21 protein-coding genes are annotated in these 23784 nt (G+C 62.4%); 12 read left to right on the top strand and 9 right to left on the bottom strand.

Annotated features, from left to right (window positions below; genetic code table 11):
- Nucleotides 1-107: 107 nt before the first annotated feature.
- From O3305_RS03465 to rlxS, 4 genes are all read right to left on the bottom strand, one after another.
- Entirely contained in the window at nt 108-782 is a 675-nt protein-coding gene (locus O3305_RS03465) for a retron system putative HNH endonuclease (RefSeq protein ID WP_269575164.1), read from the bottom strand.
- A 9-nt stretch (nt 783-791) separates the two neighbouring features.
- Entirely contained in the window at nt 792-2054 is a 1263-nt protein-coding gene (locus O3305_RS03460; RefSeq protein ID WP_269575163.1) for an AAA family ATPase, read from the bottom strand.
- Nucleotides 2055-2279: 225 nt separating this feature from the next.
- The gene (locus O3305_RS03455) at nt 2280-2726 is read right to left on the bottom strand and encodes a CopG family transcriptional regulator (RefSeq protein ID WP_269575162.1); all 447 of its coding nucleotides are present in this window, start codon (nt 2724-2726) and stop codon (nt 2280-2282) included.
- A gap of 74 nt (nt 2727-2800) precedes the next feature.
- Nucleotides 2801-4753 carry a relaxase/mobilization nuclease RlxS gene (gene rlxS, locus O3305_RS03450; protein WP_269575161.1) on the bottom strand — a complete coding sequence of 651 codons (1953 nt, stop codon included), beginning with the start codon at nt 4751-4753 and terminating at the stop codon, nt 2801-2803.
- Nucleotides 4754-5048: 295 nt separating this feature from the next.
- Here rlxS and O3305_RS03445 point away from each other — a divergent pair, with 295 nt between their 5' ends.
- Both O3305_RS03445 and O3305_RS03440 read left to right on the top strand, forming a co-directional pair.
- Complete coding sequence (locus O3305_RS03445) at nt 5049-5525, top strand: hypothetical protein (RefSeq protein WP_269575160.1); 477 nt, start codon at nt 5049-5051, stop codon at nt 5523-5525.
- Nucleotides 5526-5611: 86 nt separating this feature from the next.
- Nucleotides 5612-6094, top strand: coding sequence for a HEPN domain-containing protein (locus O3305_RS03440; protein ID WP_269575159.1), 483 nt, complete (start codon nt 5612-5614; stop codon nt 6092-6094).
- Between the two features lie 30 nt (nt 6095-6124).
- On the opposite strand, the gene O3305_RS03435 is transcribed toward O3305_RS03440, so the two are convergent.
- The 3 genes from O3305_RS03435 to O3305_RS03425 form a co-directional block, all read right to left on the bottom strand.
- Nucleotides 6125-7030, bottom strand: a complete 906-nt coding sequence (locus tag O3305_RS03435) for a HEPN domain-containing protein (protein ID WP_269575158.1) — start codon at nt 7028-7030, stop codon at nt 6125-6127.
- Between the two features lie 64 nt (nt 7031-7094).
- The gene (locus O3305_RS03430) at nt 7095-7319 is read right to left on the bottom strand and encodes a sigma factor-like helix-turn-helix DNA-binding protein (RefSeq protein ID WP_269575157.1); all 225 of its coding nucleotides are present in this window, start codon (nt 7317-7319) and stop codon (nt 7095-7097) included.
- Nucleotides 7320-7382: 63 nt separating this feature from the next.
- Nucleotides 7383-9137 carry a ParB/RepB/Spo0J family partition protein gene (locus O3305_RS03425; protein WP_269575156.1) on the bottom strand — a complete coding sequence of 585 codons (1755 nt, stop codon included), beginning with the start codon at nt 9135-9137 and terminating at the stop codon, nt 7383-7385.
- A gap of 820 nt (nt 9138-9957) precedes the next feature.
- On the opposite strand from O3305_RS03425, the gene O3305_RS03420 reads away from it, so the two are divergent.
- From O3305_RS03420 to O3305_RS03400, 5 genes are all read left to right on the top strand, one after another.
- On the top strand, nt 9958-10287 hold the full coding sequence (locus tag O3305_RS03420) for a GPW/gp25 family protein (RefSeq protein ID WP_269575155.1): 330 nt from the start codon (nt 9958-9960) through the stop codon (nt 10285-10287).
- A 23-nt stretch (nt 10288-10310) separates the two neighbouring features.
- A complete protein-coding gene (locus tag O3305_RS03415; protein WP_269575154.1) occupies nt 10311-11051 on the top strand; it encodes a hypothetical protein in 741 nt (246 codons plus the stop codon).
- A 172-nt stretch (nt 11052-11223) separates the two neighbouring features.
- Entirely contained in the window at nt 11224-12387 is a 1164-nt protein-coding gene (locus O3305_RS03410; RefSeq protein ID WP_269575153.1) for an ABC-three component system protein, read from the top strand.
- Nucleotides 12377-12868, top strand: a complete 492-nt coding sequence (locus O3305_RS03405; RefSeq protein WP_269575152.1) for a three component ABC system middle component — start codon at nt 12377-12379, stop codon at nt 12866-12868. Before O3305_RS03410 ends, O3305_RS03405 begins: the two co-directional genes overlap by 11 nt.
- The gene (locus tag O3305_RS03400) at nt 12869-14863 is read left to right on the top strand and encodes a DUF3732 domain-containing protein (protein ID WP_269575151.1); all 1995 of its coding nucleotides are present in this window, start codon (nt 12869-12871) and stop codon (nt 14861-14863) included.
- A gap of 153 nt (nt 14864-15016) precedes the next feature.
- Here O3305_RS03400 and O3305_RS03395 read toward each other — a convergent pair whose 3' ends face one another.
- On the bottom strand, nt 15017-15169 hold the full coding sequence (locus O3305_RS03395) for a hypothetical protein (protein ID WP_269575150.1): 153 nt from the start codon (nt 15167-15169) through the stop codon (nt 15017-15019).
- Between the two features lie 448 nt (nt 15170-15617).
- Between O3305_RS03395 and O3305_RS03390 the strand changes: the two genes are divergently transcribed.
- Together O3305_RS03390 and O3305_RS03385 are read left to right on the top strand one after the other, a co-directional pair.
- Nucleotides 15618-16532, top strand: a complete 915-nt coding sequence (locus O3305_RS03390) for a hypothetical protein (protein ID WP_269575149.1) — start codon at nt 15618-15620, stop codon at nt 16530-16532.
- Nucleotides 16525-17418, top strand: coding sequence for a nucleotidyl transferase AbiEii/AbiGii toxin family protein (locus tag O3305_RS03385; RefSeq protein ID WP_269575148.1), 894 nt, complete (start codon nt 16525-16527; stop codon nt 17416-17418). Before O3305_RS03390 ends, O3305_RS03385 begins: the two co-directional genes overlap by 8 nt.
- 254 nt (nt 17419-17672) lie before the next feature.
- Here O3305_RS03385 and O3305_RS03380 read toward each other — a convergent pair whose 3' ends face one another.
- A complete protein-coding gene (locus O3305_RS03380) occupies nt 17673-18929 on the bottom strand; it encodes a tyrosine-type recombinase/integrase (protein ID WP_269575147.1) in 1257 nt (418 codons plus the stop codon).
- Nucleotides 18930-19503: 574 nt separating this feature from the next.
- On the opposite strand from O3305_RS03380, the gene O3305_RS03375 reads away from it, so the two are divergent.
- From O3305_RS03375 to O3305_RS03365, 3 genes are all read left to right on the top strand, one after another.
- Complete coding sequence (locus O3305_RS03375; RefSeq protein WP_269575146.1) at nt 19504-20091, top strand: RNA polymerase sigma factor; 588 nt, start codon at nt 19504-19506, stop codon at nt 20089-20091.
- Nucleotides 20088-21125: a FecR family protein gene (locus tag O3305_RS03370; RefSeq protein WP_269575145.1), complete on the top strand. Its 1038-nt coding sequence runs from the start codon at nt 20088-20090 to the stop codon at nt 21123-21125. The genes O3305_RS03375 and O3305_RS03370 overlap by 4 nt, the downstream gene beginning before the upstream one ends.
- Before the next feature lie 81 nt (nt 21126-21206).
- Entirely contained in the window at nt 21207-23780 is a 2574-nt protein-coding gene (locus tag O3305_RS03365; RefSeq protein WP_269575144.1) for a TonB-dependent receptor, read from the top strand.
- Nucleotides 23781-23784: the final 4 nt, after the last annotated feature.

Below are 23784 nucleotides of genomic sequence, written 5' to 3'. Positions count from 1 at the left end.
GCGCTGGATATCGCCAATCCCAACCTGCCCGAGCCAAGCTGTACGCTAGGTTTGACACAAGCTGCCGCTTGCTCCCGGACGGGGTGGTGAATGTGTCGAATGACCGTCTAGGCGAGCCGTTCGGACCAGAACTTGTCGTAATTATATCGGAGCGCAGGCCAGAACTCGTGCAACTGCCCACCGGCCTTTGGATCGAGATAGTGAGCTGTCCAGGCCGCGCGAGAGAGTGTGGACGCGTCCGCATTCGCCTTTTGCAACATCGCCGCCCGTCGGGCCACGAGCAGCGGCGCATTCAAGTTCAGCCTATTTATGGTCTGGTCCACAGAATCATACCGACCGCGAAGCGACTTGCTTGGAAAGACTTTGCCGGCCAGCGTGTAGCGAAACAGGCCCTCGACATTGGCTTCGAGCGGGCTAACGGTGACTCCATCCTCGAACCAGTTGTCCTTAGCTGCACCACAATGCTGCTGGGTCTCGATGACATCCGTCGCGCGGGGCGGTCTTCCAGATGCTTGGCACGACGCAAGTAGATTGGCCCAGCGATAGGTCTGGCGCGGATATGTTTCCCGTGGACGGAAATGCTCAATGTGGAAATTCCCTCGCGCAACCGTGCCTGCACAGTAGCAGCAGATCTGCCCTTGGTCGGCGGCCAGCCGCGTGCGCACTGTCAACCTCGGCGGGTCGGGAAAGTCATCCCAGGGAGGAATTGACCCGCGCGGTCGCAGCGCCTCGCGCCAGCTGCGAAGCGGGCCGGGTTCCACAGACTTGCGGATTCGCCGCATGCGTATCGCTTACAATGCGCTCAGGACCGAACGGGCGACCACGAGACCCGGGTCTTCCGCGCCGAGCCGCTGCTCCAGATCCTCGAATTTCCCGCGCGCGGCCCGATAGTCCTCCTCATCGATAAGTTCGTAGAGTTCGTCGAGCTTCTCCTCCGCCCATTCAGGGCGCGCGGTCGCGCCCATGAGGCTTTGCAGGATGAGATTGCTGTCCAGACCGTACGACCGATTGGGCTGAACGGCGCGACCGTCCTTGAGTAGAAATGTGGCTTCCGGCTCCACCTCGCTCAGCACTTGGGCCGAGTGTGTGGTCACGATGAACTGGCAATTCGGGAAAGTCTTACGCAACTGCACTACGGCGTTACGCTGCCAGGCCGGATGGAGATGCAGTTCGAGTTCGTCGATAAGGACGATCGCTTCGCCCAGAAGGGCGTTTCGCTTCCCTGGATTGGCTAAAGCGAGGCGGCGTGCGAGGTCACCGACCATAGCGAGCAGACATTTCTCACCATCCGACAATTCGTCAACCCGCAGATCCTGCCCGTTCTTAGTCACAAGCATCCGGAGGGGTTGACGACGCACCCGAAGGTTTTCGAATCCCGGCATCATGCCATGAATTGCCTTGCGCACTGCGGTCAACTGCGGATCGCGTCTGGTTGACCCCTCGGAGCGTGTCTCGTTCTCGACGTCCTCGCGGTCGCGGAACCAGCTGAAAAAGGTTCTGAAGCTTCGCGATCCCTGCAACAGCGCATCTTCAAGGGCCGCATACTGGCTGTGCGGCACCTTCGAGCGAATACGCAGCGGAACGTCGAGCACCGCGCGGTTGACCGAGTAGAGGACGACGAGCGGCAGTGAAGCCTTGTCAGGATTTTCCTCAATCTCCTCGCCAATCTCTGCGGCGAATTCGATCAACGCGCTGGAATTGGTCAAGGGTTTTACCTTGCGCCCTGGTCGCGAGACGCCGAGAGACCAGGTGACGCCGTCAACAGGTCGTCGTCCATCAGGTACGATGGTCGCGACGCAGCGGGCGCTGCGCATACCTTTCCGGATTCGCTCACGATCGAAGGTCCCCGCCGGTCTGCCGGTCCGCACCGCAGCGCTGTACCGCCCGAGCATCGTCGCTATCGCTCCGAGCAAAGTCGATTTGCCGGCACCGTTGATGCCCGCGAACACATTGAAATGGCGGTCGAGCCGAAGCTCGACTTCGCGGATTGCGCCAAGATTCTCGAGGTCGAATTCGCTAAGATACATGCGCGAACTGTAGAGCGCCTCCCCCACCGCGCAAGCTCCCATACCAAGCTAGCCGATCTTCTCGATGGAAAGATAACCTGCCCCCTTGGTAACAAGGATCGCTCAGTGCGATTTTGTGATGGACCTCCCCTCCTGGGCCGCCAGCAGATTGGCAGCTTCAGGTCCGAGGCGTTGAAAAGCGGCCGCAAAAGCACAGCCTTTCAATCGATCCTGAGCGTGATGGGAGCGAGGTTGTCGACTTGCGGTCGCGGATCATGACGCATCGCATATTCCTTCTTTACCCGCTCCCCATTTCTGGGGATTGACCTGAGCAACCTCCGCCCCACCCGCATCGCGCGCGAGCATCCGCCCCACCATTTGGACGAACTCGTCGTAGCGCAGGCGGCCTAGGCGATTGGTCTCGGCATCGAAGGCTGGCTGGTGGGCGGTCAGGGTGAGCTGGATCCGGACGAAGAGCCCGAGCGCTTCGGTCAAATAATCGAGCTTCTGCTCAAGGCGATCGGCGGTCCGGCTCTGCCGATCGAGCCGCGCCCCGAAGCGCTGGTCCAGCTCATGTCCGGCCCGGCGGTCGAACCAGGCATTCAGCGCATCGGTGAGGATGGCCGTCTTCGACGAGCCGGGTTGCTCCGCCACCGCGTCGAGCTTCGCCGAGAGCGCCTCCGGCAGATAGAACTGATGGCGGATCTTGCTGGTCTGCATGGCGAGAGAATGCGCCTTCTCGGCCGTCACGCCGACTGCCCGGATCTACGCGCCGCTACGATATCGCCGCAAAGCTACTCGACCGATGGCCCCGCTCGGCTCCGCCCAAAGGTCCAACTGATCGAGCCGCCGCGATCGATACCGGATACCAGCCGCCCGACCTGTTTCTCCAGAGCCGGGCGCCAGGGCACGAGCGTGAACTCCTTCGACTTCTCGATCACGGCATATCTGGCCGCCCCGACCTGCACAGCCCGGCTGTAGACGCCCTCAACGCGCCCACCTTTATGCTCAACGAACTCGAGCCCAAGCTCACGCGAGAGCTGGCCCGCGACCTGTCGCAACTCCCGTTGACGCAGTTCGCTCAGCAAGCCTGGCTGGAAGTGCACCGCGTCTCCTTCCCGCCATGCGAGCCCTTGTTCGATGAGCCATTGCCGACGGGCGGCCAGCGCATTCCGAACCTCGGCCCCGAACCCCCGCTCAAGCTTCTCGGGTTCCTGGGCAATGTTCTGCTCATCGAGCCACGTCATCCCATGATGGTGCGCGAGCACGTCAAGCGACCGATCGGCCAAAGCTTCGAGCTCGACGGGCCGAGCAGCCGCCGCGTTGCGCGCATAGAGCAGCACACGGTCAAGATGGTCAGGTGTGATCTTCCAACTGCCGTCGGGATGACGTTCGACGCCACCACCGCCGCGCCGGATCGCCTCGAGCCGGCGAACATGCGTTTCGGCGAAGGCAGACGTCGCACCGGGATCGTGCTGGAGATGCGCGTCCACGCTGTAGATGCCACCATTGGCAGCGGCGACCTCGGCAACGGTTCGATCGGCCTCGCGCACCGCCGGCACGACTGGCTTCACCCGCACGATCTCGGGATGATCGACCATCTCCGCGAATGACTGCCTGCCGAGATCGACATAGTGGCTGCGCCCATCGGTCGCAGCGACGATCATGTAGCGGCGATCCTCATGCTCGTCGGACAGGCCGACCTTGATCACCCGCCCGACCAGAGCCTTGCCTTCGCCCGGGTCGTAGATTGCATAGTCCTGCGGCGGCACCTCGGGTGCATGTTGAACCATCGTGCCGTGCATGGTGGCGATGATGTCGCCGCGCTTGCCCATGGCGCGCAGCGTGTCCTCAAGCCCTTCCTCCAGGCGGTAGCGGCCTTTGCCTTCTTCCTTTGCCAGGCCCATGCGGGCGAGCGTGCCGAGACGCGCAGCGCGGAGGCTCTGCTCGACGCCTTCGTGGTGCCAGGCCGAGACCAGACCATCGCCGTCACGCGCCAGCAGCAGCCGGCGGTCGATGCCGGTGAACCGCTCCTGCGTGATCTCGCGCTCACGAGCGACGCGTATCTCGCGATCGGTGCGCGGCCCAAGGTCGAGATTGACCAGCTCAGCCGCGCGCTCGGCGAGACCGCGGGTGATGTATTCGCGGGCAATGATCAGGTCCTTGCCGCGATCATCCTTGCCCCGCACCAGCACATGGCTATGCGGATGCCCGGTGTTGAAGTGATCGACCGCGACCCAGTCGAGGCCGGTCCCCAGATCCTCCTCGATCTGCGCCATCCATCGACGGATCAGCGGCTTGAGGTCGTCATATTGCGCACCGTCCTCAGGTGCGACGATGAACCGGAACTGGTGACGATCCCCCTGCCCTCGCTCCAGGAACGCCTTGCCATCGGCAACATCGCTCTCCGGCCCGTAGAGCGTTCCGCGCTCGCCTTCACGCGTGGTGCCGTCGCGTTGCAGGTAGCGCAGGTGTGCGACGGCCGCCTTCGCGCCCTTGCCCGCAAGCTTCACATATCGTGCCTTCACAATCACCCGGCGCGAGTGACCGCTTGGGAAACGGTCGGACATCCCCAGCACGCGGCCAACGCCGGCGCCGCGCGCGCGGCTGCCGAGGAACCGCGGCTTCCCGCTGCCATTCGCACGAGCTGTTCCGCCGGCCAGGTTGACCGCTTTGCGCACCCGATGCGCGAAGGGTCGCTCCTTGCCGATATGGCCAAGCCAGAGCATGAAATCGTCCTCAGCCATGCCGCATCCTCATCGTGAAAGCGCATGATGAGGGAGCGCGCAGGGGAGCCTTCAAGGGCCTCCAAATGCGATCTCCGGAAAGCCGCAGAAATGCTGGCTCTCCGGCCCTTCCGCCAAGCAAGTGGAGGCATCGCTCAAGCTATGCCTCCACCGAAAACGACGTGCAGACGCCACTTGCGGGGCCTCATGGAGGCATCCGTTTTACCTTGCCTTACCTCTCAGGGCTTCGATCGCGCATGTTCACCGGCAGCTCGCCTGGGCTTGCCTGCAAAAAGGGAGCCTGCATCATGGGCGGATGAGCACCGTCATCCTAGTCGAGCAAGCCCAGCTTTCAGCCATAAAGAACATTAAAACCGCTGGACTGTACCTTTTGCAGAGCCAAGCCGATCTCAGCCTTTATCGGCTCGGCGAGACAAAAAATCTGTCATCCAGAGCCGGTAGCCACGGCAGTTCGGCGCCCAGGTCGGCTTGGAAAAAGGCACCGAATTGGACAGAAATCTACCGACCCTGGAGGTTACTTTGGGCAGCTTCGATACCCGAGGCGACCCACCTCTCGCTCAAAATGTGTGAGCATCATCTGCATGCGGTATTCGCGAGGCGATATGAGTTCGTAGATGACAGCGGCTTTGAGGCGCATCCCGAAGATGGCCCAGATCTAGTCAAAATTGCCAATTCCGAGTTCGTTGCCTTGGAAGAAATTGCGCTTCGGCAGCGTAGGCAGAAGTTTGATAAGGAAGCGCACTACCGGGCTCAGTGGCTACCCAAGGCGTGAGGCGGTCGGTACCAAGGCACGCCGCCGACTATCTGATGCTTCCGCGCTTAACCGCCCGTTTCACTTTCTTTCACTAGCTTTTGCGCATGCCCGCGAAGCTCCAAGACTATCCCGGCATACTCGCGACACCGGCGCAGTTTCATGAGTTAGCCGACGCGTATCGTGATGCCGCGCTCCTGCTCCTCGCAGCAGGGCAACGACGTAAGCCACTCACGCGTGCCCCGTTTCGACTGTCAGCGATTCAGGCCATTGAGTTGTACTTCAATGCCCACCTGCTGGCTCATGGGCACGATCCTGCCCAGATACGAAAGCGCCAGCACGACCTTGGCGCGCGTACCGAACTGGCCGCAGCGGCGGGCCTGAAGCTTCGCCAGAAGACCACCGAGCATCTGAAATCCCTGCACCGAAACCGGGAATATCTTGTGACGAGATACGGGCCTGAACTTGCGTCGCAGACGTCGCAGATCAACCGCCTGACGGCCACTCTGGATGAGGTTTCCAGGAAGGTCGGAGCCTCGTTCCAGAAAGCCGCAGCGGGATCGAATATCGCGAAGAAGTGCGGAGATTGACGTCAGAAGGGCCGCTCGGGCGGCCGCGCTCTACTCGCTGGCTTGAGCCTTCAGCTCAGTCAGGCGCTCTTCGCAGAGCATCGTAACGATGCTGCGAAGCTGCGTGATGGCAGCGGCCAGAGCCTGCAAATCCTCGGCGGTGATCGCGTAGCTGGCGGAATAGCGCGCCTCGACATAAGCGCGCTTGAGGCGCTCGAAGCGCGAACGATCAGCCCTCGTTTCACGGGGCCAAGCCTCGATCAGACGCGGCTCCTTGTCCTCTGCCAGCGAGCGCAGGAATTTGATATTGTGCGAGCGCGGGAAGTAGAGCGTCCGCACCAGCAGGAAGCAGATGTAGAGCCGCTCGGTCGTCTGATGGAGCAGGAAAGCCGCTAGCTTGCTCTTACCGCGCTCGATTGCATCGCTGGCGCTCTGTTCGAAATCGGCAGCGCTTTCATTCCACTCGTCGAAATATTCCCGCGCCATCCGGTACGCATCGGCTGAACTGAGCGGCATCGGCGTACCGAGCGGATGGCATGGAAGCTCGTAGATCGCGACGCCATCGCGAGCGATGTCGGTCCAGAAATACTCACCCCGCTTGAGTGCGGTGTTCACCTCGTTCAGCGAATGCACGATGATATTGACCGGCCGCGCGATGGCCGGATCGCGGGCGATCCGGTCCTCGGCGACGTACCAGTAGTCGGCGATATCGGTGAGGTCTTCGTGGCTGACCACGATCAGCAGATCGAAGTCGGACTGGTATCCGTTCTCCGGCTCATCGACCCAATCGTCGCGCGCATAGCTGCCGAACAGGATGATCTTCAGGACCTTGCCGTTCTTCTTCCAGGGCTGCGATGCGTTGGCGATCGCCTTGCTGAACTCCTCGAGCAGGATCTCGCGCACGCGCATCAGCTCGTGCTGCTGTTGCTCCGGCAGATGATCGATTTCGGTCTTCATGGAAGACACTCCTAACCGGCGTTTCGGTGCGCGCAAACCCAAGCGACATGCACAAACGGCGGGCTCAAGGCCCGCCGTCCGCCATGACGCAGTGATCGATATGGATCAGCGCAAGGCTCAGATTGCGCTCGACTTCGGCGATGGAAATGCCAAGCTCGGCGGCGATCTGAGGGTATTCGAGGTCGCGGTAGCGGGCGGCATCGAACACCGCGCGGGGCAGCGGGGCCATCGTGTCGAGCGCGCTCTGGATGCGCCGAAGCAATTCGGCGACGGGAAGCTCCTGTTCCATAGGTTCGGATCCTACTCAGGGAGCCAGCGCCGCCGAACAGCAGCGCTGGCATGGACAGGAAGGTCACGCGGCCTTGCGGACCGGCTCGACTTCCGGGGTCACGATCTCCGGCTCCGGAGCAATCAGAGATGCAGCCGAAGCCGAGCGATCAGCGGCCCCGACACCACCGCGCGGGGTGCATGCGGACGCCGGGAACCTCAGCCAGCGCGGTACCCAGCCCTCGACCTTGGCCCGCCCGTTCTCGCCGCAGAGACAGTCGCGGATGATGGCTTTGAGCACCTTGCCGGGCTCCTTCGCGTGCGCCTCGGCCACCTGCTCGCCCGCCAGTTCTCCAACCATCGCAAGCAGCACGTCGCGGTCCCGGATCAGATCGAGCAAGGCATCGTCAGCCCGCCAGACCGAGGCCATATCCACCGCCAGATGCACACCCAGCAGGTCCACGATCCCGCTGCGTGCCCACAGCGTCTCGCCCATGACGATGGCGAGGATGGACAGAACCTGCGCGTCATCGAAGGCAAGCAGCCGGACGAACAACGAGGCCAGTTCCCCCTCCCCGCCGGTGATAGTGGGCGTGTCGGCATCGAAGCCGAGCAGCGCCAGCATCTCGCGCCGCCTGGCATCGAACGCCGTCTCGGACACGGAAAGCTCGACGCTCTCGATTACCGCGTTCGCCGAACGCTGCTGCTCAACCTTCACCGACCAGAGCGGCGAGCCCGCGATCATGTGCGCGACCGCCACCCGCAGCGCGACGCCGGGCGCCTCCGCCAGCTTCGCACGCACCGCCGCATGCCGGTGCAGATCGACATAGTCATTGCCCGCAGCGGTAATCTCTGGCCGGTTCGTCTTCTCGGCGACATCATCCGTGGCCGCGCCTTTGGCGAGCTTCCGGGCATCCTTGAGGCTGATATAGCCCTCATGAAAGGCGACATCGCCGCGCGAGCCGATGGCGATATAGACCTTGCCGCCCTTCCGCTTGGCGCGCTTCTCATGCTCGTAGCCACGGAAGAACTGGCCCGGCTCAAGCCTCACGACCTCGCTCCAGCCCGCCGACCGATAGGCCTCGGCGCGCTCCTCGATGGCGGCGTTCTGGGCGGCCCAGAACTGCTCGGCACTGCCGAAATAGCTGTCCTCGCCGAACAGGTCGGCGACGATTTCACCCTCGAACCCGGCCACATCGAACAGCGCGACCTTGGTCGAGATCGACGCCCCGCCGAACAGCCACGCCTTGAGCGCCTGCCCGACGGGCGCCCGCGCTTCCGGATCGTCCACCAGTGCCAGCCATTCGCGCTGCCGCGCCTTGGACGCGAGAGTCAGATGCCGCACCGTGACGGCATCGATCTTCTCGTCGCGGTAGAGCGAGCGGATGCGCGGAAGCAGATTGCCCAGAGCGAGCGAGCGCTTCACCTGCACCTCGGTCAGCCCGAAGGTGATGGCGATATCCTCGGGGCTCCGCCCTTCGCGGACCAGCCGGGTGAAGGTCTCCCAGCGCGTCACCTCGTCCGGGTCCAGCCGGGAGATATTCTCGATAAGAGAGGCTTCCAGCGCCGCCGCGTCGTCCCCGGCTTCCATGATCGCGCAGGGCAGTTCGTCGATGCCCCCGCCCTCCCCGGCCACTGCCAGCGCCGCATGATAGCGCCGCTTGCCCGCCACGATCTCGTAGCTGTCGGGGCTGCCATTGGCCCGCACGATCAGCGGCACCAGCACGCCCCGCGCGCGCACGGACGGGAGGATATTGGTGAGATCCGGAGTCTTCTTCACGCCGCGCATGTTCACGGGCGAGATGCTGAGTTTGGCGATATCGATATGCTTGAGTTCCATCTTTCTGCTCCTCTTCGATCACCGCACCGGCCCCGGAAAAGGGGGGTGGGCGGCAGGAGCGAACCGGCAGTCCCGCTTGAGCGGCGGGCAGCATCCGAAGGACCGGAACGAAGAGGAGGACCTGGGCGAAGCCCAGGTTGCAGCCCGCTGCGGCGGGACTAGAGGGCAGCGACGCCCACCCCCCTTGGCCGCGGCCGGCAGGCAACGCCGGCGCATTCGCGCCGTCCGCAGATCCTCAGCGAAGCGTCCGGCGCCAGAGGCGCCAGCAAACACGCACTCTCGAATCCGGACGGCCGGCGCGGCGGCGTGCGCGCGCAACCGTGGGCCAGCCGCCGCCGTGCCCTCCGGCCGGATCGAGTGTGCCACGCGGAAAAGCAAAGACGCTGCGAACCCTGGTGGCTCCGCAGGAGTCCGCCAGTGCGCGCTCTGCTGAACCGCGTTCAGCTTGCCGGCCCTCGCCGGCTCGCGTTAGTCGATCGTCACCGCGTCAGCGGCCGAGACCCGCAGGGGCTCGGTGGAGCGCAGCGGAATAGAGCGCGGTCGAACCGCAGGCGCGAAACGCTTTCCAAAGCAGATTGCGCCCATGAAGCCAATTTCCGTGAAGCCCAACCAAGTCCCCGCGCAATCGGGAAGTTCGACAGCTATTGTAGGAGCGGCTACATCTTGGCGACGTCATAGGTCCAGCTCTCTCAACGCAATTCGGCTAAGTCGCACAACCCGAGCCATCCACAGATAATTGAGAGCAATTATTCCTTCAACGTGCTTTACCGTGCCATGCCTGCGGCGGCGCAAACGCAAGCGGAGACTCAACTTGGTCGGAATGGATCGCTTTACTGGCAAGCCCCTAGAGCGGGACAAGCATATCCCGCAGTCGATTGATGACATCCTCTCCACGCCTAAGGGGACGCGGATAATGCGTCGGGACTATGGTGCCACCTATTTGAACCAGGACGGGAGCGCTCGAACCGGCCTGCAGGGCGATGACGTCGCAGAAGAAGCAACCGCCTTGTTGGCAGAATATGAGCCTCGAATTCGCGTCTACGGCGTCAGCGCGACCATGATCGGGGGCACGCCCTCCTCGATCACTGTAGAATATGCGGACAACGAAGACACCACTGGTCGGACGCTACGTCATGTGACGGCGTTCTAGCTAGCGCCCCCCGGGAGACAGTCATGAAACCTGCAGCACGTCGCCGGGTCGAACGCGAAATCCGCCAGATTATGCAAAAGGATGGTGAGCGCTGTTCAATGTGCAAAGCGCCACTCGAGCACAATTCGCGCACCTTCGGTGGCACGACCAAGACGGGGGCAAGCGTGCTCACCGGCGAATGCTGCAAGGCTAAAATCGCCACCGTCATTCTTAGCGGGCTGTATATGGATGCACGCATGGATGATTTGGTACGGCACTTCCCAACGGGCGACGGGCGCTCGGGATCGGCGCCGACTGATGTAGAAAAGGCGGTCGCAGCAATTCACAACATCTTTGCTGACCGTCAGGCCGAAGGAGCGGAAGTTGCACGCAGGGCCGGCTTTCCTGCGGGTAAGGCCAAGCTCTTCACGCAAACTACGGCTTGGAAATCAGACGATGCGGCCTGGTTTGAGAACCACCCGACCCGGTCGCATCGACTTCGCCCGCTGATCGGCGACGAGGCTGAAGTGTCTGGTTTCACCCACAGCACTTTGATGCCGCTCCGACACGAAATGCAAATCCTCGTTCGGCAGGTCGAGCCAGGCAAGCGCATGCGATTAAGTTTTGGTCGGAATCTGGACGTTCCAATTCCCGACGATGAGGAAGTCCTACACGCTCTCTTCGATCTGGTGAGCGAAGGCGGAGAGGGCTCTGTAATCTCGGCCGAGGCGATGCGGGCGGCACTCGCCCGCTTCGGCAGCGGCGACCCCGGTCTCCCGTCCTAGTCGCACCCTGAAGAAATCCTGGAGAAGACAGCAACGCGGGAAGATCAAGATCATGGCGTTTCACTCAGCTCGATGCGGGCGAAACCCGCAATAGTTGCTGACAGCCGGACCTTGCGCCCGGCTTTATCTTCGCGCAGATTTTTCAACTGGCACCTTGGGGACGTGCACGAGATTGGCGACGAAACTCAATAATAATGCCGAACCCCAGATCGCAGCTGTAATCCTGCAGCTCGAGCGGGCGTTGTTTCATCTTGCTTCGGCCCAGCAAGAAGACGCCGTCGCTGTCGAGCGCGTCGATGATGTGTCGGTACATCGTGGCGATGCCCCCGAGATCCAGGAGCAGGATAAGCATAGCGTGCAGAAGGGCGGTACCGTCCTCGGCGACCGCAGCAAGGGCCTTTGGCGAACGCTGCAAATCTGGCTTACGCAGATCGAAGAACGTGGAGCTCTCTGCACCAAATATCTTATCGCTACTAACGTAGTCGCCGAGGGGAAGATTGCGTCAGCGCTGCGAGATATGGCGCTTCAGCAGGTCTCTATCGAATCCTTGCTCCAGATCGTGCGAACCGCCGGCAAGGGACGCAGAGGTACGCAAATCCAGGGTTTGATCGATGACGTACTGAGGCGCAGCGACGAGCAGTTGGCCGCATTGTTTTCGCGCATCGAACTCGTCGAACGCGTGGACTGGATGGAGGCGCGCCCGATCGTCGCCAACGGACTCGGAGTGGATCCGGGCGTCGATCAGAATTTCGTCGTGCGAGCCTTGCTCGGTTGGGTCGCCGAGACGCTTGCTGCCTCCTGGAGGAGCGGGCAGCCGGGAGAGATTTCCCGTAAGGCTTGCTTGCTACAGGTGCATGCCATCATACGGCAGTTGGTTCGGCAGCGGCTTTTGCCGCGCCCAGCCAGCGATGTGCCCATCTCCGATGCCGAACGCGCGCACGCTCAGACCCGGGACTTTGTCGCGCGCTTGACCGACGTTCGCGCCGATGACGAGACGGTTTTCGAGGCGATTGAGCATTTTCTGCAGTTTGGCGCCGAACGTCATCGCCTCGCGGCGGAGGGAGATATTCCCCTCCGCGAATGGGGCGACCGAGGTAATAGGCTGAGGCAAAGGTGGCGTGGCGTGGCCCGGCAGACGGCAATCGAGGAAGCGCACCGCCCAGCTCAAGAGCTTGGACTTCTGATATTGGCTCGCACGGCATTTACTCATCTAGAGCCGATCGGGCAGGAACCCTGTCACGAACTCTATATGACATCGGGCCATTATCACCGGTTGGCCGACGACAATCAGATCTGGTGGCTGCCCTCAAGCGAAGGGCCTAACCATGCGGGCTGATCATGAAGAGTTTATCCTCCGCAACGCGGCGTTGACGGCAAGTGCCTGCTGGTCGCTTAGCCGGTCATTCACTGATCGAGGTGATGGCACGCCTCCTCTTCTCATCCACTTCGTTATCGCGGGCGGGCTGCTCTTCCACCGCATGACTGCTTCGAAATTGAGCCGGATGAAATTCGACAGTGGCTTGCTCAAAGCCGTGACCGATCAACCAGAAATAATCGCAGACATGCAGTCCCGCATGGAGAATAATGTTGAGAATATCCTATCCGGCTTGCAGCTAGGCAGCGCCAGCGGCCTACTCGCTCGTGAGGCGACCGCCTATGGGCCTTCATTCCGAGCTCTTGGCACTCTCCTCCCAAAGGACGTTCGGGAAATCGAGGGTCCCGGCGGCGAAGTCTTGGCCGCCGCGAAGCGCCTGGGCTGCTGGTTCGCCGAAGATCCTCTGGCCACTGTCGCCACTCGCCTTCGCGTGGAGTTCTGAATGAAGCTGGAAATTCGCGAACTGATCATCTGGCCGGACAATCCCGCGCTCACCCCGCGCACGCTTGCGTTCGCTACCGATGGTATCAGCGTAATCACTGGCTGGTCTTCAACCGGGAAGTCCGCGATTACCGCCATCATCGACTACGTACTCGGTGCCGGAAAATGCGCGATACCGGTGGGTGTGATCCGCGAGAAAGCGGCATGGTACGGGCTGACGCTCGAGACAGCGATAGGCCCGATCCGCCTTGCGCGGCGGCGACCCGACGGGCGTCAGGTCTCGGATCAATATTGGCTGCAGCAAGGAAGCGACGTTGAGTTGGGCATCGGCGCCCCTCACGCGAACGCGAACACCGACCGGGTGAAGCTCTTGTTCGACGATCTCTCTGGCCTGTCGAACCTGACACTCGATCCAGAGAAGAAATCTTTCGGAGGCCGCGCGAGCTTTCGCGACATGGCGGCGTTCAATTTTTTGCCACAACACATCGTCGCCAATCCGCATACGCTATTTTTCAAAACGGACTCTTCCGAGCATCGCGAGAAACTCAGAAGCGTACTTCCTCTCGCGTTGGGCATCATCACCAACGATGATCTGGTGCGTCGCCACACGCTTCACATGTTGAGGCAAGAGCACCGCCGCCTAGAAGCGGAGCTTCGTATTCGGCGCAATGGCCTCGAAACCTGGCGCGCCAATGCGACGGGGGCATTCTTTCGCGCGCAGGAATTGGGCTTACTTGCCGCGGGGGATCCTCCTGCGAACCTGAGGTCGTTGCTCGAACGGTTGCAGGACATGGTCGACAACACTGAGGCTGTGGGAGGCGCGACCGGGCGTACTGCTGAAGCTACACGTCGCCTCGAAACGCTGAGGGCGCAGGAACAAGCCGCGAGCAGAGCCGTCTCGGACACGAGGCGTCGGCTAAAGCGGCTTCGCAGCCTGCACAGCTCGGCGAGCGCCTATGGAGCAGCGTTACGGGATCAGGCAGGGCGCGTTCAGGGCGCCGGCTGGTTCCGAAAGGCAATCGATAACGAAAGTTGCGTACTTTGCGGGTCGGATTCCGATCCTGCACGCCAAAATCTGGAGGAACTCGGAGAGGCTATTTCGGAACTAGAGACGCTCTCAGTCGGAACGCGGCAAACCTTGCCGATTGTTGATCGCGAGATTGTCGCGCTCGAGAAGAGCGTTATCGAGCAAGAACGTAACCTTATTACCGTTCGGCGTACCCGCCAGGCAGCGGAGGCAGCAGCCGAGGCCGAGCAAGGGCGAGGTCAGACGCTCGAAGCCGTGTACCGGTTCATTGGCAGCACCGAGCAGGCGCTGGCGATGCTTGGCGATGTTGAAGGCGAAACCGGCCTTTCAGCTCAAATCGCCGATCTAGCTGGCCGCATCCGTAGACTCGAAGAGGACCTGAATGAAGGTCAACGCGTCGTTCGCCAGGAGGAAGTGTCCAACAAGATATCGAGCTATGTCGGGCGCTTTGTCGACAGTTTGGCCGTAGGCGGCGCCGAGGGACAGCCGGCCCTGGATTTTAGGGAATTAAATCTTCGATTTGACCGCGAGGGAGCCAATAAGCCGGACTATCTCTGGGAGATTGGCAGCGGCGAGAATTGGATGGCCTATCACCTCGCTACCCTGCTGGCGCTGCACGGTGTGTTTCTGCAGCGTGAGCCATTGAGCCCAGTTCCCACTTTTCTGGTGATCGATCAGCCGACCCAAGTATATTTTCCGAGCGATAGCTTTGACGATGCGATCGCGGCCGGCGTAGAAGCTGACCTGCCCGAGCAGGCAGACGCGGTCGTTGACGATCTCGCGCGTACTAAGCGAATTTTTGCAGCTCTCGCTCGGGCACATAGCAGTTTCGAGGGCAAGTTGCAGATCATAGTGGTGGACCATGCCGACCAGCATGCATGGCAGGAGCACTCGAACATCAAGGAAGTCGCGAATTGGCGAGGAGATAAGGACTACCTCATCCCAAGGGCGTGGCTTACCGACGATTAAGCGCCCCAGCCTTCCCCTCGAAGTTGTGATAGGCGACGGCTCCTTTGTCACCGACGCGGTCCACGTCAGAACCCCGGTCTGCTCTGTTGCTCACAACGTCTGATCGAACGACGAAAATGAAAGGGCGACAGGTTCGCACCTGTCGCCCCGCGTTCACTTCTTTTCTTTCCCGCCCTGCTTAAGGGCGGTGATAACAGCCGCGAGACCAAACAGGATCTCGGCGAAATTATGCCATTCCATCGCATCATCTTTCAGCGATGGGGACGCGCCCCCGGATTGAAGGGGTTTACGTTGCAACGTGCTCATTCGGTGTTTTGAGAGGCCGAACCTCTATTTTCTCTCGGGTTTCGCTGTTCGCTGGCTATCGGGTTTCGCTGTCGGTTTTCGGTTTCGCTGCTGTTCGTGTTCGCGGGTTTCGATTTCGGATTTTCGGGTTCAGATTTTCGCTGGTTCGATTTCGCATTTTCACAAAGGGTGTGGCCACACCCTTACTGGCGTAGTTTGGTTATCACGATCGCGATTTCAAGATCGCCACGATAGAAAACGCGCTTCGGCGTCAGCGCCTTCTGGCAAACATATGTGGCAACCTGGCTATGTTGCCGATATCTTCCGTCCTAAGGACGGAAGATATCGGCAACAGTGTTCCCTGTCAAGCGGGCGCGAGAAAATCCGCAAACACCACGCCGATTGACATTAATGCTAGTGCCCTATACCATATGTCCTTAGGACATATGGTATAGGGCACTGCGTAGACATGGCCGAAAAGCTGCGACCTTTCCAACAGCGCAAACGGATGACGCAGCTCGCCGAGACGCTAGCCCGTACCCTCGCCAGCCAGCCCAAACCCGTGCTATCGAACTACGACCTCTTCCGCGAGCTATGGGTAATTTACCAGTCCGGCACGGCAAAATATCTCCGGGGCGAGACACCGAGCCGCGATGTCTTCCGGCGAACCCGTACGCTGCTGCGCAATGAGGGAATCATTCGCCAGGATCATGATTACAGTTCGCACTGGCGGCTGATGGATAAATCCGATGCACCCGCAGAAGACATAATCTGCTCCGTCGATCCCTTTTGCCACATCGCGCATTTGTCAGCGCTCCAGCGCTGGGGTCTAACTAACCGCCGACCCGACCATTTATTGCTGGTGGAGCCGACGCCGGTGTTGCGGCGAGAAATGGTGCGGGAGTTGATGGAGCGCGATTATGGCGACGCCCTTGAAGACAGCGATCTCGATATCGAAACCGCCAAAGCAGTGAAGCATCCTGACACCGTGCGCGGCCGGCCGATATCGATCGACACTACGAAATTCGCGGGCGATCAAGTCCCGATAAAGGGAAGCCTGTCGCGGATTTCAACGATCGGACAGACTTTCCTCGATACGCTGGACAGCCCAGATTTGAGCGGAGGAATGTCACACGTTCTCGATATCTGGTCCGCTTACGCTTCCACCTATCTCGAAGAGATCATCGAGCGTGTCACACGGGCCGAGAAGCCCATCTGGAAGGTCCGGGCCGGCTATATCCTTGAGGAGCATGTCGGGATTCGGGACCCCCGCATCTCGGCTTGGGCACGCTTCGCGCAACGCGGGTCCAGTCGTGTTCTCGACGCAGGTAGGCCCTTCGCGCCGCAATTCTCGGAAAAGTGGATGCTGTCGCTCAATGCCTGAGGATGTAGAGATCGGGGCTCAGATCGCCGTCGATATCAGCGAATGGATCGAAAAGGCCAAGGCCGATCCCCAAGCCTATCTCGAACGACAGGTCACCGAAATATTTCTCGCCGCGCTGGCGATGACCAAGCCGTTCGCCAATGAGATATTTCTCAAGGGCGGTGTCTTGATGGGCGTGGTCTATGAAAGTCCGCGTCAGACCGGCGACGTCGACTTCACCGCGATCAGCGAACCGAGCAAGGACATGGCCGAGACGCTCAAGGCGGAGCTTAACGCGGCCTTCCCGCGCGCCGCGGCGAAGCTCGGCTATCCCGATCTCATGTGCAACGTCCAGTCGTCGCGCTACGAACCCAGCGCCAAGATGTTCGCCAAGGCGACTGGGCCGCTTCTCGCCTTACGGGTGGGCTATGCCAGAAGAGGGTCCGCCCAGGCGCGTCTCTTCCTGGCCGGGACCGCGTCCGACGTGCTGGACGTGGATATCGCCTTCCGCGAACCGGTGAACGCCATCCAGATCGTCAAACTGGGCACCGAAGGCGTGACCATCCGCGCCTATTCCCTTCTCGACTTGATTGCAGAGAAATTGCGTGCGTTGCTACAGCAGCCTAAGCGCAAGCGTAATCGTCGCCAGGACGTCTATGACGTCGCCTGCCTGCTGCACAAATTCACGCTGGATACTGCGGAAAGAGCGAGCCTTCTCGCGCTGCTCAAGGAAAAATGTCGCGCACGCGATATAGAGCCCGACCGCGAGGCGCTCGGCCAAGACGAAGTGAAAGACAGGGCCAAAAAGGATTGGAATACGCTCGGCCTAGAACTCGAGGAACTGCCGGATTTCGACGCTTGCTTCGAAGTCGTCGACAATTTCTATCGGTCACTGCCATGGGAATGACAGCAGAGGAGCCGGCGTACCTGACCTTCGACTTCTGGCTCACTTTCCCTATGGCCGGCCGCACGCCACCTCGCTCATGGTACTCAGAAACGCCCGGAAAGGTAGAACCGAGACAAGAATGCTGGGGCTTTGGTCGCTATCCCTGATGTAGCGGAACCCGCCCATTTTCAGCCCGCCGTTGACTCCCACAATTAGCTAGGCGGTTTTCTCGGCATCTGCCGGATCGGGACTGGTCGGGTCGATTTGCATGACCTCTACCTGACGAGACGAAGCCCCGCCTGCTTCCTAACAATCCCATAGTCTCCTAAGCCCGCCCGGACAGCATCGCGGACGTAGGACGGGCACAAATGCGCATAGTGCTTGCGCGTAATCCGCTCGTCGGCATGCCCCAGCGCCTCGGCGATCACCGCCATCGGCACGCCTGCCATCGCGAGCCGAGACCCGTAGGTATGCCGAAGAATATGGAACCCCGCAGGCTCCACGCCGGCGGCCTCGCATGTCTCACGCATCGGCCTGATCTGGTGCGACGTGCCGAGTTCCCGATCATGCTGGTTCAGGAAGACGAGCTCGTCAGTCCTCCGCCCCATGCATAACCCACGGAAGAGCTGAATACCCTCATCGCTCAGGTGCACGAAGCGGGGCCGCCCGCTCTTGGTGTCCGGGAACGTCAGCACGCCGCTCATCAGATCGACGTCCCGCACCCGCACGCGGTGGATCTCGGACCAGCGCGCGCCCGTCAGCAGCGCGGCCTGGATCAGCGGCCGGAACCAGTCGGGCGCATGCTCGATCAGCCGGTGGATCTCGGGCCCTGTGAAGTACCGGATCCTGGGAGCGCTGACCTTGGCGTAGGGCTTCACCCGGCGCCAAGCGCTGTCGTCCGCGACCTTGCCCAGCGCGAACGCGCGGTTGAGCGCGGCGCGAAGCGGCGTGAACGCCCGATTGGCGTTCGCCTGCTGGACGCGCACCGCATCGTCGCGAACCGGCCGCTCCTTGCGCACGCCCTTCTTGTTCGCTCGGTAGACCGATCGCCTCGAGGCGATCTTCTCGAGGAACTCGCGCAACCGCTCGGTGGTGAGATCGCTGACCTGCACGTTCTTGAACTCGGGCCGCACGAGCCGGTCGATCACATAGCGAGTCTTGTCGAGCGACTTGCCCGAGAAGTTGGCGATATAGTCGTCGAGCGCGTCCTCGACCGTATAGCGCGGACGCCGCCTGCCGGCGTCGCGATCGAGCGCCTCGAACCAGTCGCGCGCCTTGGCCTGCGCAGCGGCAAAGGTCAGCACGTCGGAGGTCTCGCCATCGAAGGCATCGTCGGCGGCACCGAGCAACAGTTGCTCGCGCTTGCCATCGGCGGTGCGGTACTTCGCAAGCCAGATGCCGCCCTTGGCACCCTTGCGATAGCCGAGCGCCCTGCCCCGCGTCAGCGGGTGCCAATAGGGCGCGTGGCGCCTGGCGAGCAGCGCCCGGGCGCTCCTGCTGTCGAGCCGTTGGTTGCGGACGATACGCGCCATGCCCAGCCTCACCGACTTACTGCAAATTTACTGCAAAACCGTAGCAGAATTGGCCTGGACGCGCTAGGATCGAAATCTCCATAACAGATTGAATTATAACGAATACATACGCATCCGCATGGACGTAGACACCCCCCGTTGCGTGTACTCTCACGGCGAAAACACGAGTTCGATTCTCGTAGGGGTCACCAGCGTTTTCAAGCGCTTAGCTTGAGAAATTCGGTTGCAAAATGCAACACGCCTAATTCTCGTCTATACGCGGACAGAAACTGTCGGGTTACGCCGGATTTGGCCGCGCGATTCGCCTTCTTCGCTGGTCAGGCTACCGGTTCAGGCACCGATGCAGAGGGATCGTTTGCCAAAGCTCTAGCCAGGCGACGAAAGACGACATCTACCTGACCGTCAGCACTCATGTTGCTGATTTCCCTCCGCCAATCAATCGAACCTGCCTCGCGGACTGTTGACAGTGCCCTCGATTGGGGCCCTCGGCGCTAGCTTCCGCAACAGAACGCGACAATGGCGGAATTGCCCTCAGATCAGTTTCATCGGGCGTAGCAACCGCCTTCACCGATGATTGCTTAACGAAAATCACTTCCGCCCGTTTCGCATTCGCGCCGGCCGCGCGTTATTGATCTTGGAGGACGTGCAGCCATTGACCCGACGGGCGCGACAGGAATTGACGGATGACGACCGGCGACTGCGCCGCGCCCTGATCGCTTTCTTCGCGCGTCGGGTCGCGACGCCGGCTGAAGCGGAGGACCTGTCCCAGGAAGTCTTCATCCGCATCGCGCGCGCGCCGCGTGGCGTCGCGCCGATGCCCGATGCCTATATCTTCCGGATCGCCGCCAACCTGCTGCGCGACAAGGGGCGCCGCGACAAGGTGCGCGCCGGCTATCGAGAGGCGCGTGCGCTCGACGATTTTCTCGGGATCGATCCCCTCGATCCGCACCGCGTCGCCGAAGGAAGGGAAGACCTTGCCCGCGTCGCCCGCGCGATCGCGGAATTGCCCGACAAGACCCGAAGGATCTTCACGCTGTACCGCATCGAGTCCATCGACAAGCACAGCATTGCCGAGAGCTTCGGCTTGTCGGTGCGCATGGTCGAGATCCATGTCCAGCGCGCGCTGGTGGTGCTGAGCGCCTCGATCGAGGAACGGCGATGAGCGGACAGGAGGCAAGGAATGCGCGCGAGCGGGCCGCAGCATGGCTGATGCGGCTGCAGGACGGGCCGATGACTCTGGAGGAGGAGCTCGAGCTGGAGCTTTGGCTCGAGGCGGCTCCGCACAACCGCGCGGCGCTGACCGCGCTTGCTCGCGCATGGCGGCTGGCGGGGGAAGCGGCGGACCTGCCCATGCTGGTCTCCGCGCGTGCCGACGCATTGACCGCGCTCAGCAAGGCCAGCCCGCATGCGCCGTCGCCGCATCGCCGCCGCGCCTATTACGCCGTGGCGGCGATCGCCGCCTGCCTGTTGCTGGTCGTCATGGTGGCCATCCATCTCCAGGGCCGCGGCGAGACCTACCGGACTGCGATCGGCGAGCGGCGCATCATCGCGCTAGCCGACGGCTCACGGCTCTCGCTCGATGCCGCGAGCGCGGTCGAGGTTCGTTATGATGGCGAGCGCCGGGCGCTTCGCCTGCTTTCCGGGCGTGCACGGTTCGAAGTCGCCAAGGATCCGCGGCGTCCCTTCACCGTCAGCGCCGGGGACCGCATGGTCGTCGCCACCGGCACGGCGTTCAGCGTCGAGTTGTTGCGCGCGGAGACGCGCGTGGTCCTCTACGAAGGATCAGTCGCGGTGCTGGAGGACGGGCCGGCGAACCAGGCGCCCCGGCATGTGATGCTGCAAGGAAAGGCGTCCGCCCCGGCGGAACGGGCGCTTGTCCCGAACACCGCGCTGGTCATCCCGGCATCGCCCAAGGCGCTTGCCCGGCTCGAAGGGGTGGATGGCGTGCGAAGCGCGTCGTGGGAACAGGGGCAGCTGGTTTTCTCGGACGAACCGCTGGGCGTCGCCATCGAACGGATCAATCGCTATTCCGCGACCAAGCTATCGACCGACGGCCCCGCGACCGCCGCTCTGCCGGTCAGTGGCACTTTCAATGCGGGCGACACCGATGCGTTCGTGGATGGTGTCGCCACGCTCTACGGGCTGCGCCGGCGTCAGGACGGCGACGCGATCCTTCTGGGCCCGGCCAGGCGCTAGCCATTTCGCGATCCGGGGGCTCGTGCGTTTTTCCTCGCAAGGCTCCCGATCATGCGGAGGAGCGGCACAGGGGGAATTTCGATGAAGAACGTGACTGCGCTGCTGGGCGCCGCAACCGCCGTGATCGTGCTGTCCGCGCCGGTGGCCCCAGTCTGGGCACAGGCCCGGACCAGCTATCGGCTCGACATCCCCGCCCAGGACATGGAGTCAGCCCTCAAGGCTCTCGCGGCTGCAACCCGCGAGCAGATCATCTTCCGCAGCGACGTGGTGCGGGGGAAGCGAAGCAATGCCCTGAGCGGGGCCTATACGGCGGAAGGCGCAGTTGCGGCGTTGATCCGCGGTGCGGGGTTGAGCGTCTCGCGAAGCCCGCGCGGCGTGTTCGTGGTGGTGGCCGCGTCGTCCAGCGCGCAGCAGGCAACGTCCGATCCCGAAGAGGCCGCGCCCTCCGGGGAAATCGTCGTCACGGGAACCCATATCGCCGGCGCGCAGGTCGCCTCGCCGCTTGTGCGGATCGAGCAGCGCCAGATGCGCGAGACCGGCCAGCGCGACCTGGGCGACGTGATCCGCAGCCTCCCCAGCAACTATAATGGCGGGCAGAATCCCGGCGCGCGCTTCCAGGCCGGCACGAGCAGCAACACCAATGCCTCCGGATCCTCGGCGCTCAACCTGCGCGGCCTGGGGCCCGACGCCAGCCTGACGCTGCTGAACGGCCGCCGGCTTCCCTATGACGGCACCGCGCAGGGCGTCGATCTGTCGGCCATTCCGCTCGATGCCGTGGCGGAGCTGCAGGTCATGCCCGACGGCGCATCGGCCCTCTACGGCTCGGACGCGGTCGGCGGCGTCGCCAACATCATTCTCAAGCGCGATTTCTCGGGCGCTACGGCCTCGGCCCGGCTGGGCAGCTCGACCGATGGCGGCGGGTTCGAGCAGGAATATGGCGTGGTCGGCGGCGGCCGCTGGGGGAGCGGCGGCGTGCTGGTCGCGCTGCAATATGACCATCAGGACGCGGTGCGATCGGACCAGCGCGACTATACGCGCTATGTCGTCGGCCCGAACACGCTGCTCGATGCGCACAAGCATTTCAGCGGGCTGCTCACCGCGCACCAGGACATCACCGACAGCCTGACCTTCGACATCGACGGGCTCTACAGCTGGCGGCGCAGCGAGGGCGCCGAATATTCCACTGCGGACTTCGCCGCGACGACGCGCTTCAGCAACGAGAACTACTCGATCTCGCCCCGGCTGACCTTGCGCCTGCCGAGCGACTGGTCGGCCTCACTGAGCGCTTCCTATGGAGCCAACAAGACGACGCGCTTCGACGATTATATCGACAAGGTCAGCGGCGAGAATGACGGCGGCAGCAGCATCTACGACAATTACGCCTATGGCGGCGAGCTGGAGGCTGAAGGGCGACTGTTCACCCTGCCCGGCGGCGACGTCCGCCTGGCGGTGGGTGGCGGCTATCGCTTCAACCATCTGCGCGTCTATGCGGCGACCAACGCAGTGCCGACCGGCGACGGGCGCGGCAACTATTATGGCTATGGCGAGCTCTCGGTGCCCCTGGTTTCGCCGCCGAATGCCGTACCGCTGATCAATCGGCTGAGCTTCACCGCAGCGCTTCGCCATGAGGAATATGACCGGTTCGGCGGCGTCACCACGCCGAAGCTCGGCCTGGTCTATGCGCCGGTGCCCGATTTCGATCTCAAGCTCTCCTGGGGGCGCTCGTTCAAGGCACCGACGCTGCGCAACGAGTTTCAGCTGTTCAGCGTCGTGCTACAGCCCTCCTCCTATTATGGCGGCAATTACCCCAGCGGCTCGACCATCCTGTTCACCTCGGGCGGCAATCGCGACCTGAAGCCCGAGCGCGCCCGCACCCTGTCGTCCACGCTCGACCTGCATCCCCGCGCCCTGCCCGGATTGAAGCTCTCCGCGACCTATTTCGACATCGATTATACCGACCGGGTCGTCCAGCCGGTCAGCAACGCCACGCTGAAAGTACTCGACAATCCGGCACTGCAGGAATTCATCGACTATGCGCCGACTCAGGCGCAGCAGGCCGCGGTGATCGCCCGCGATTACAACGGCCTCGGCAACTATACCGGCACGCCCTATAATCCGGCCAAAGTGGTGGCGATCGTTCGCAACCAGCTGGTCAATGCAGCGCGCCAACGCATCCGCGGCGTCGATCTGAACGGCAGCTACCGGATCCCGATCGGCGCGGACGACCTGACGCTCTCCGGCCAGGCGAGCTGGCTGCGCAGCAACCAGCGCAATACCGCCGGCGCGCCGCTCACCCAGCTTGCCGGCACCAACTTCAACCCGCCGCGCTTCCGCGCGCGCGGCGGCGCCACCGGCCATTTCGGGCCGCTCACCGCAGCGCTGTTCGGCAACTATACCGGCCCGATCACCGACCTGAACGTCGCTCCGCCCGTGCAGCGCGGTGACATGACGACGTTCGACCTGTCGCTGATGTGGAAGGCACCGGCCGCCCAGGGCCTGCTCAAGGGTTTCGAGATCGGGCTGTACGTCAACAACCTGACCAATGCGCGGCCGCCCTATCTCGAGCCGTTCGACGACACCACGATCAACTATGACTCGACCAACTATTCGCCGCTCGGCCGCTTCGTCAGCGTCTCGCTGCGCAAGGCGTGGTGAGCGG

This window comes from Sphingomonas sp. NIBR02145, assembly GCF_027359115.1.
Classification (GTDB): domain Bacteria; phylum Pseudomonadota; class Alphaproteobacteria; order Sphingomonadales; family Sphingomonadaceae; genus Sphingomonas; species Sphingomonas kyeonggiensis_A.
This window is presented reverse-complemented; position numbering and strand designations above follow the sequence as displayed.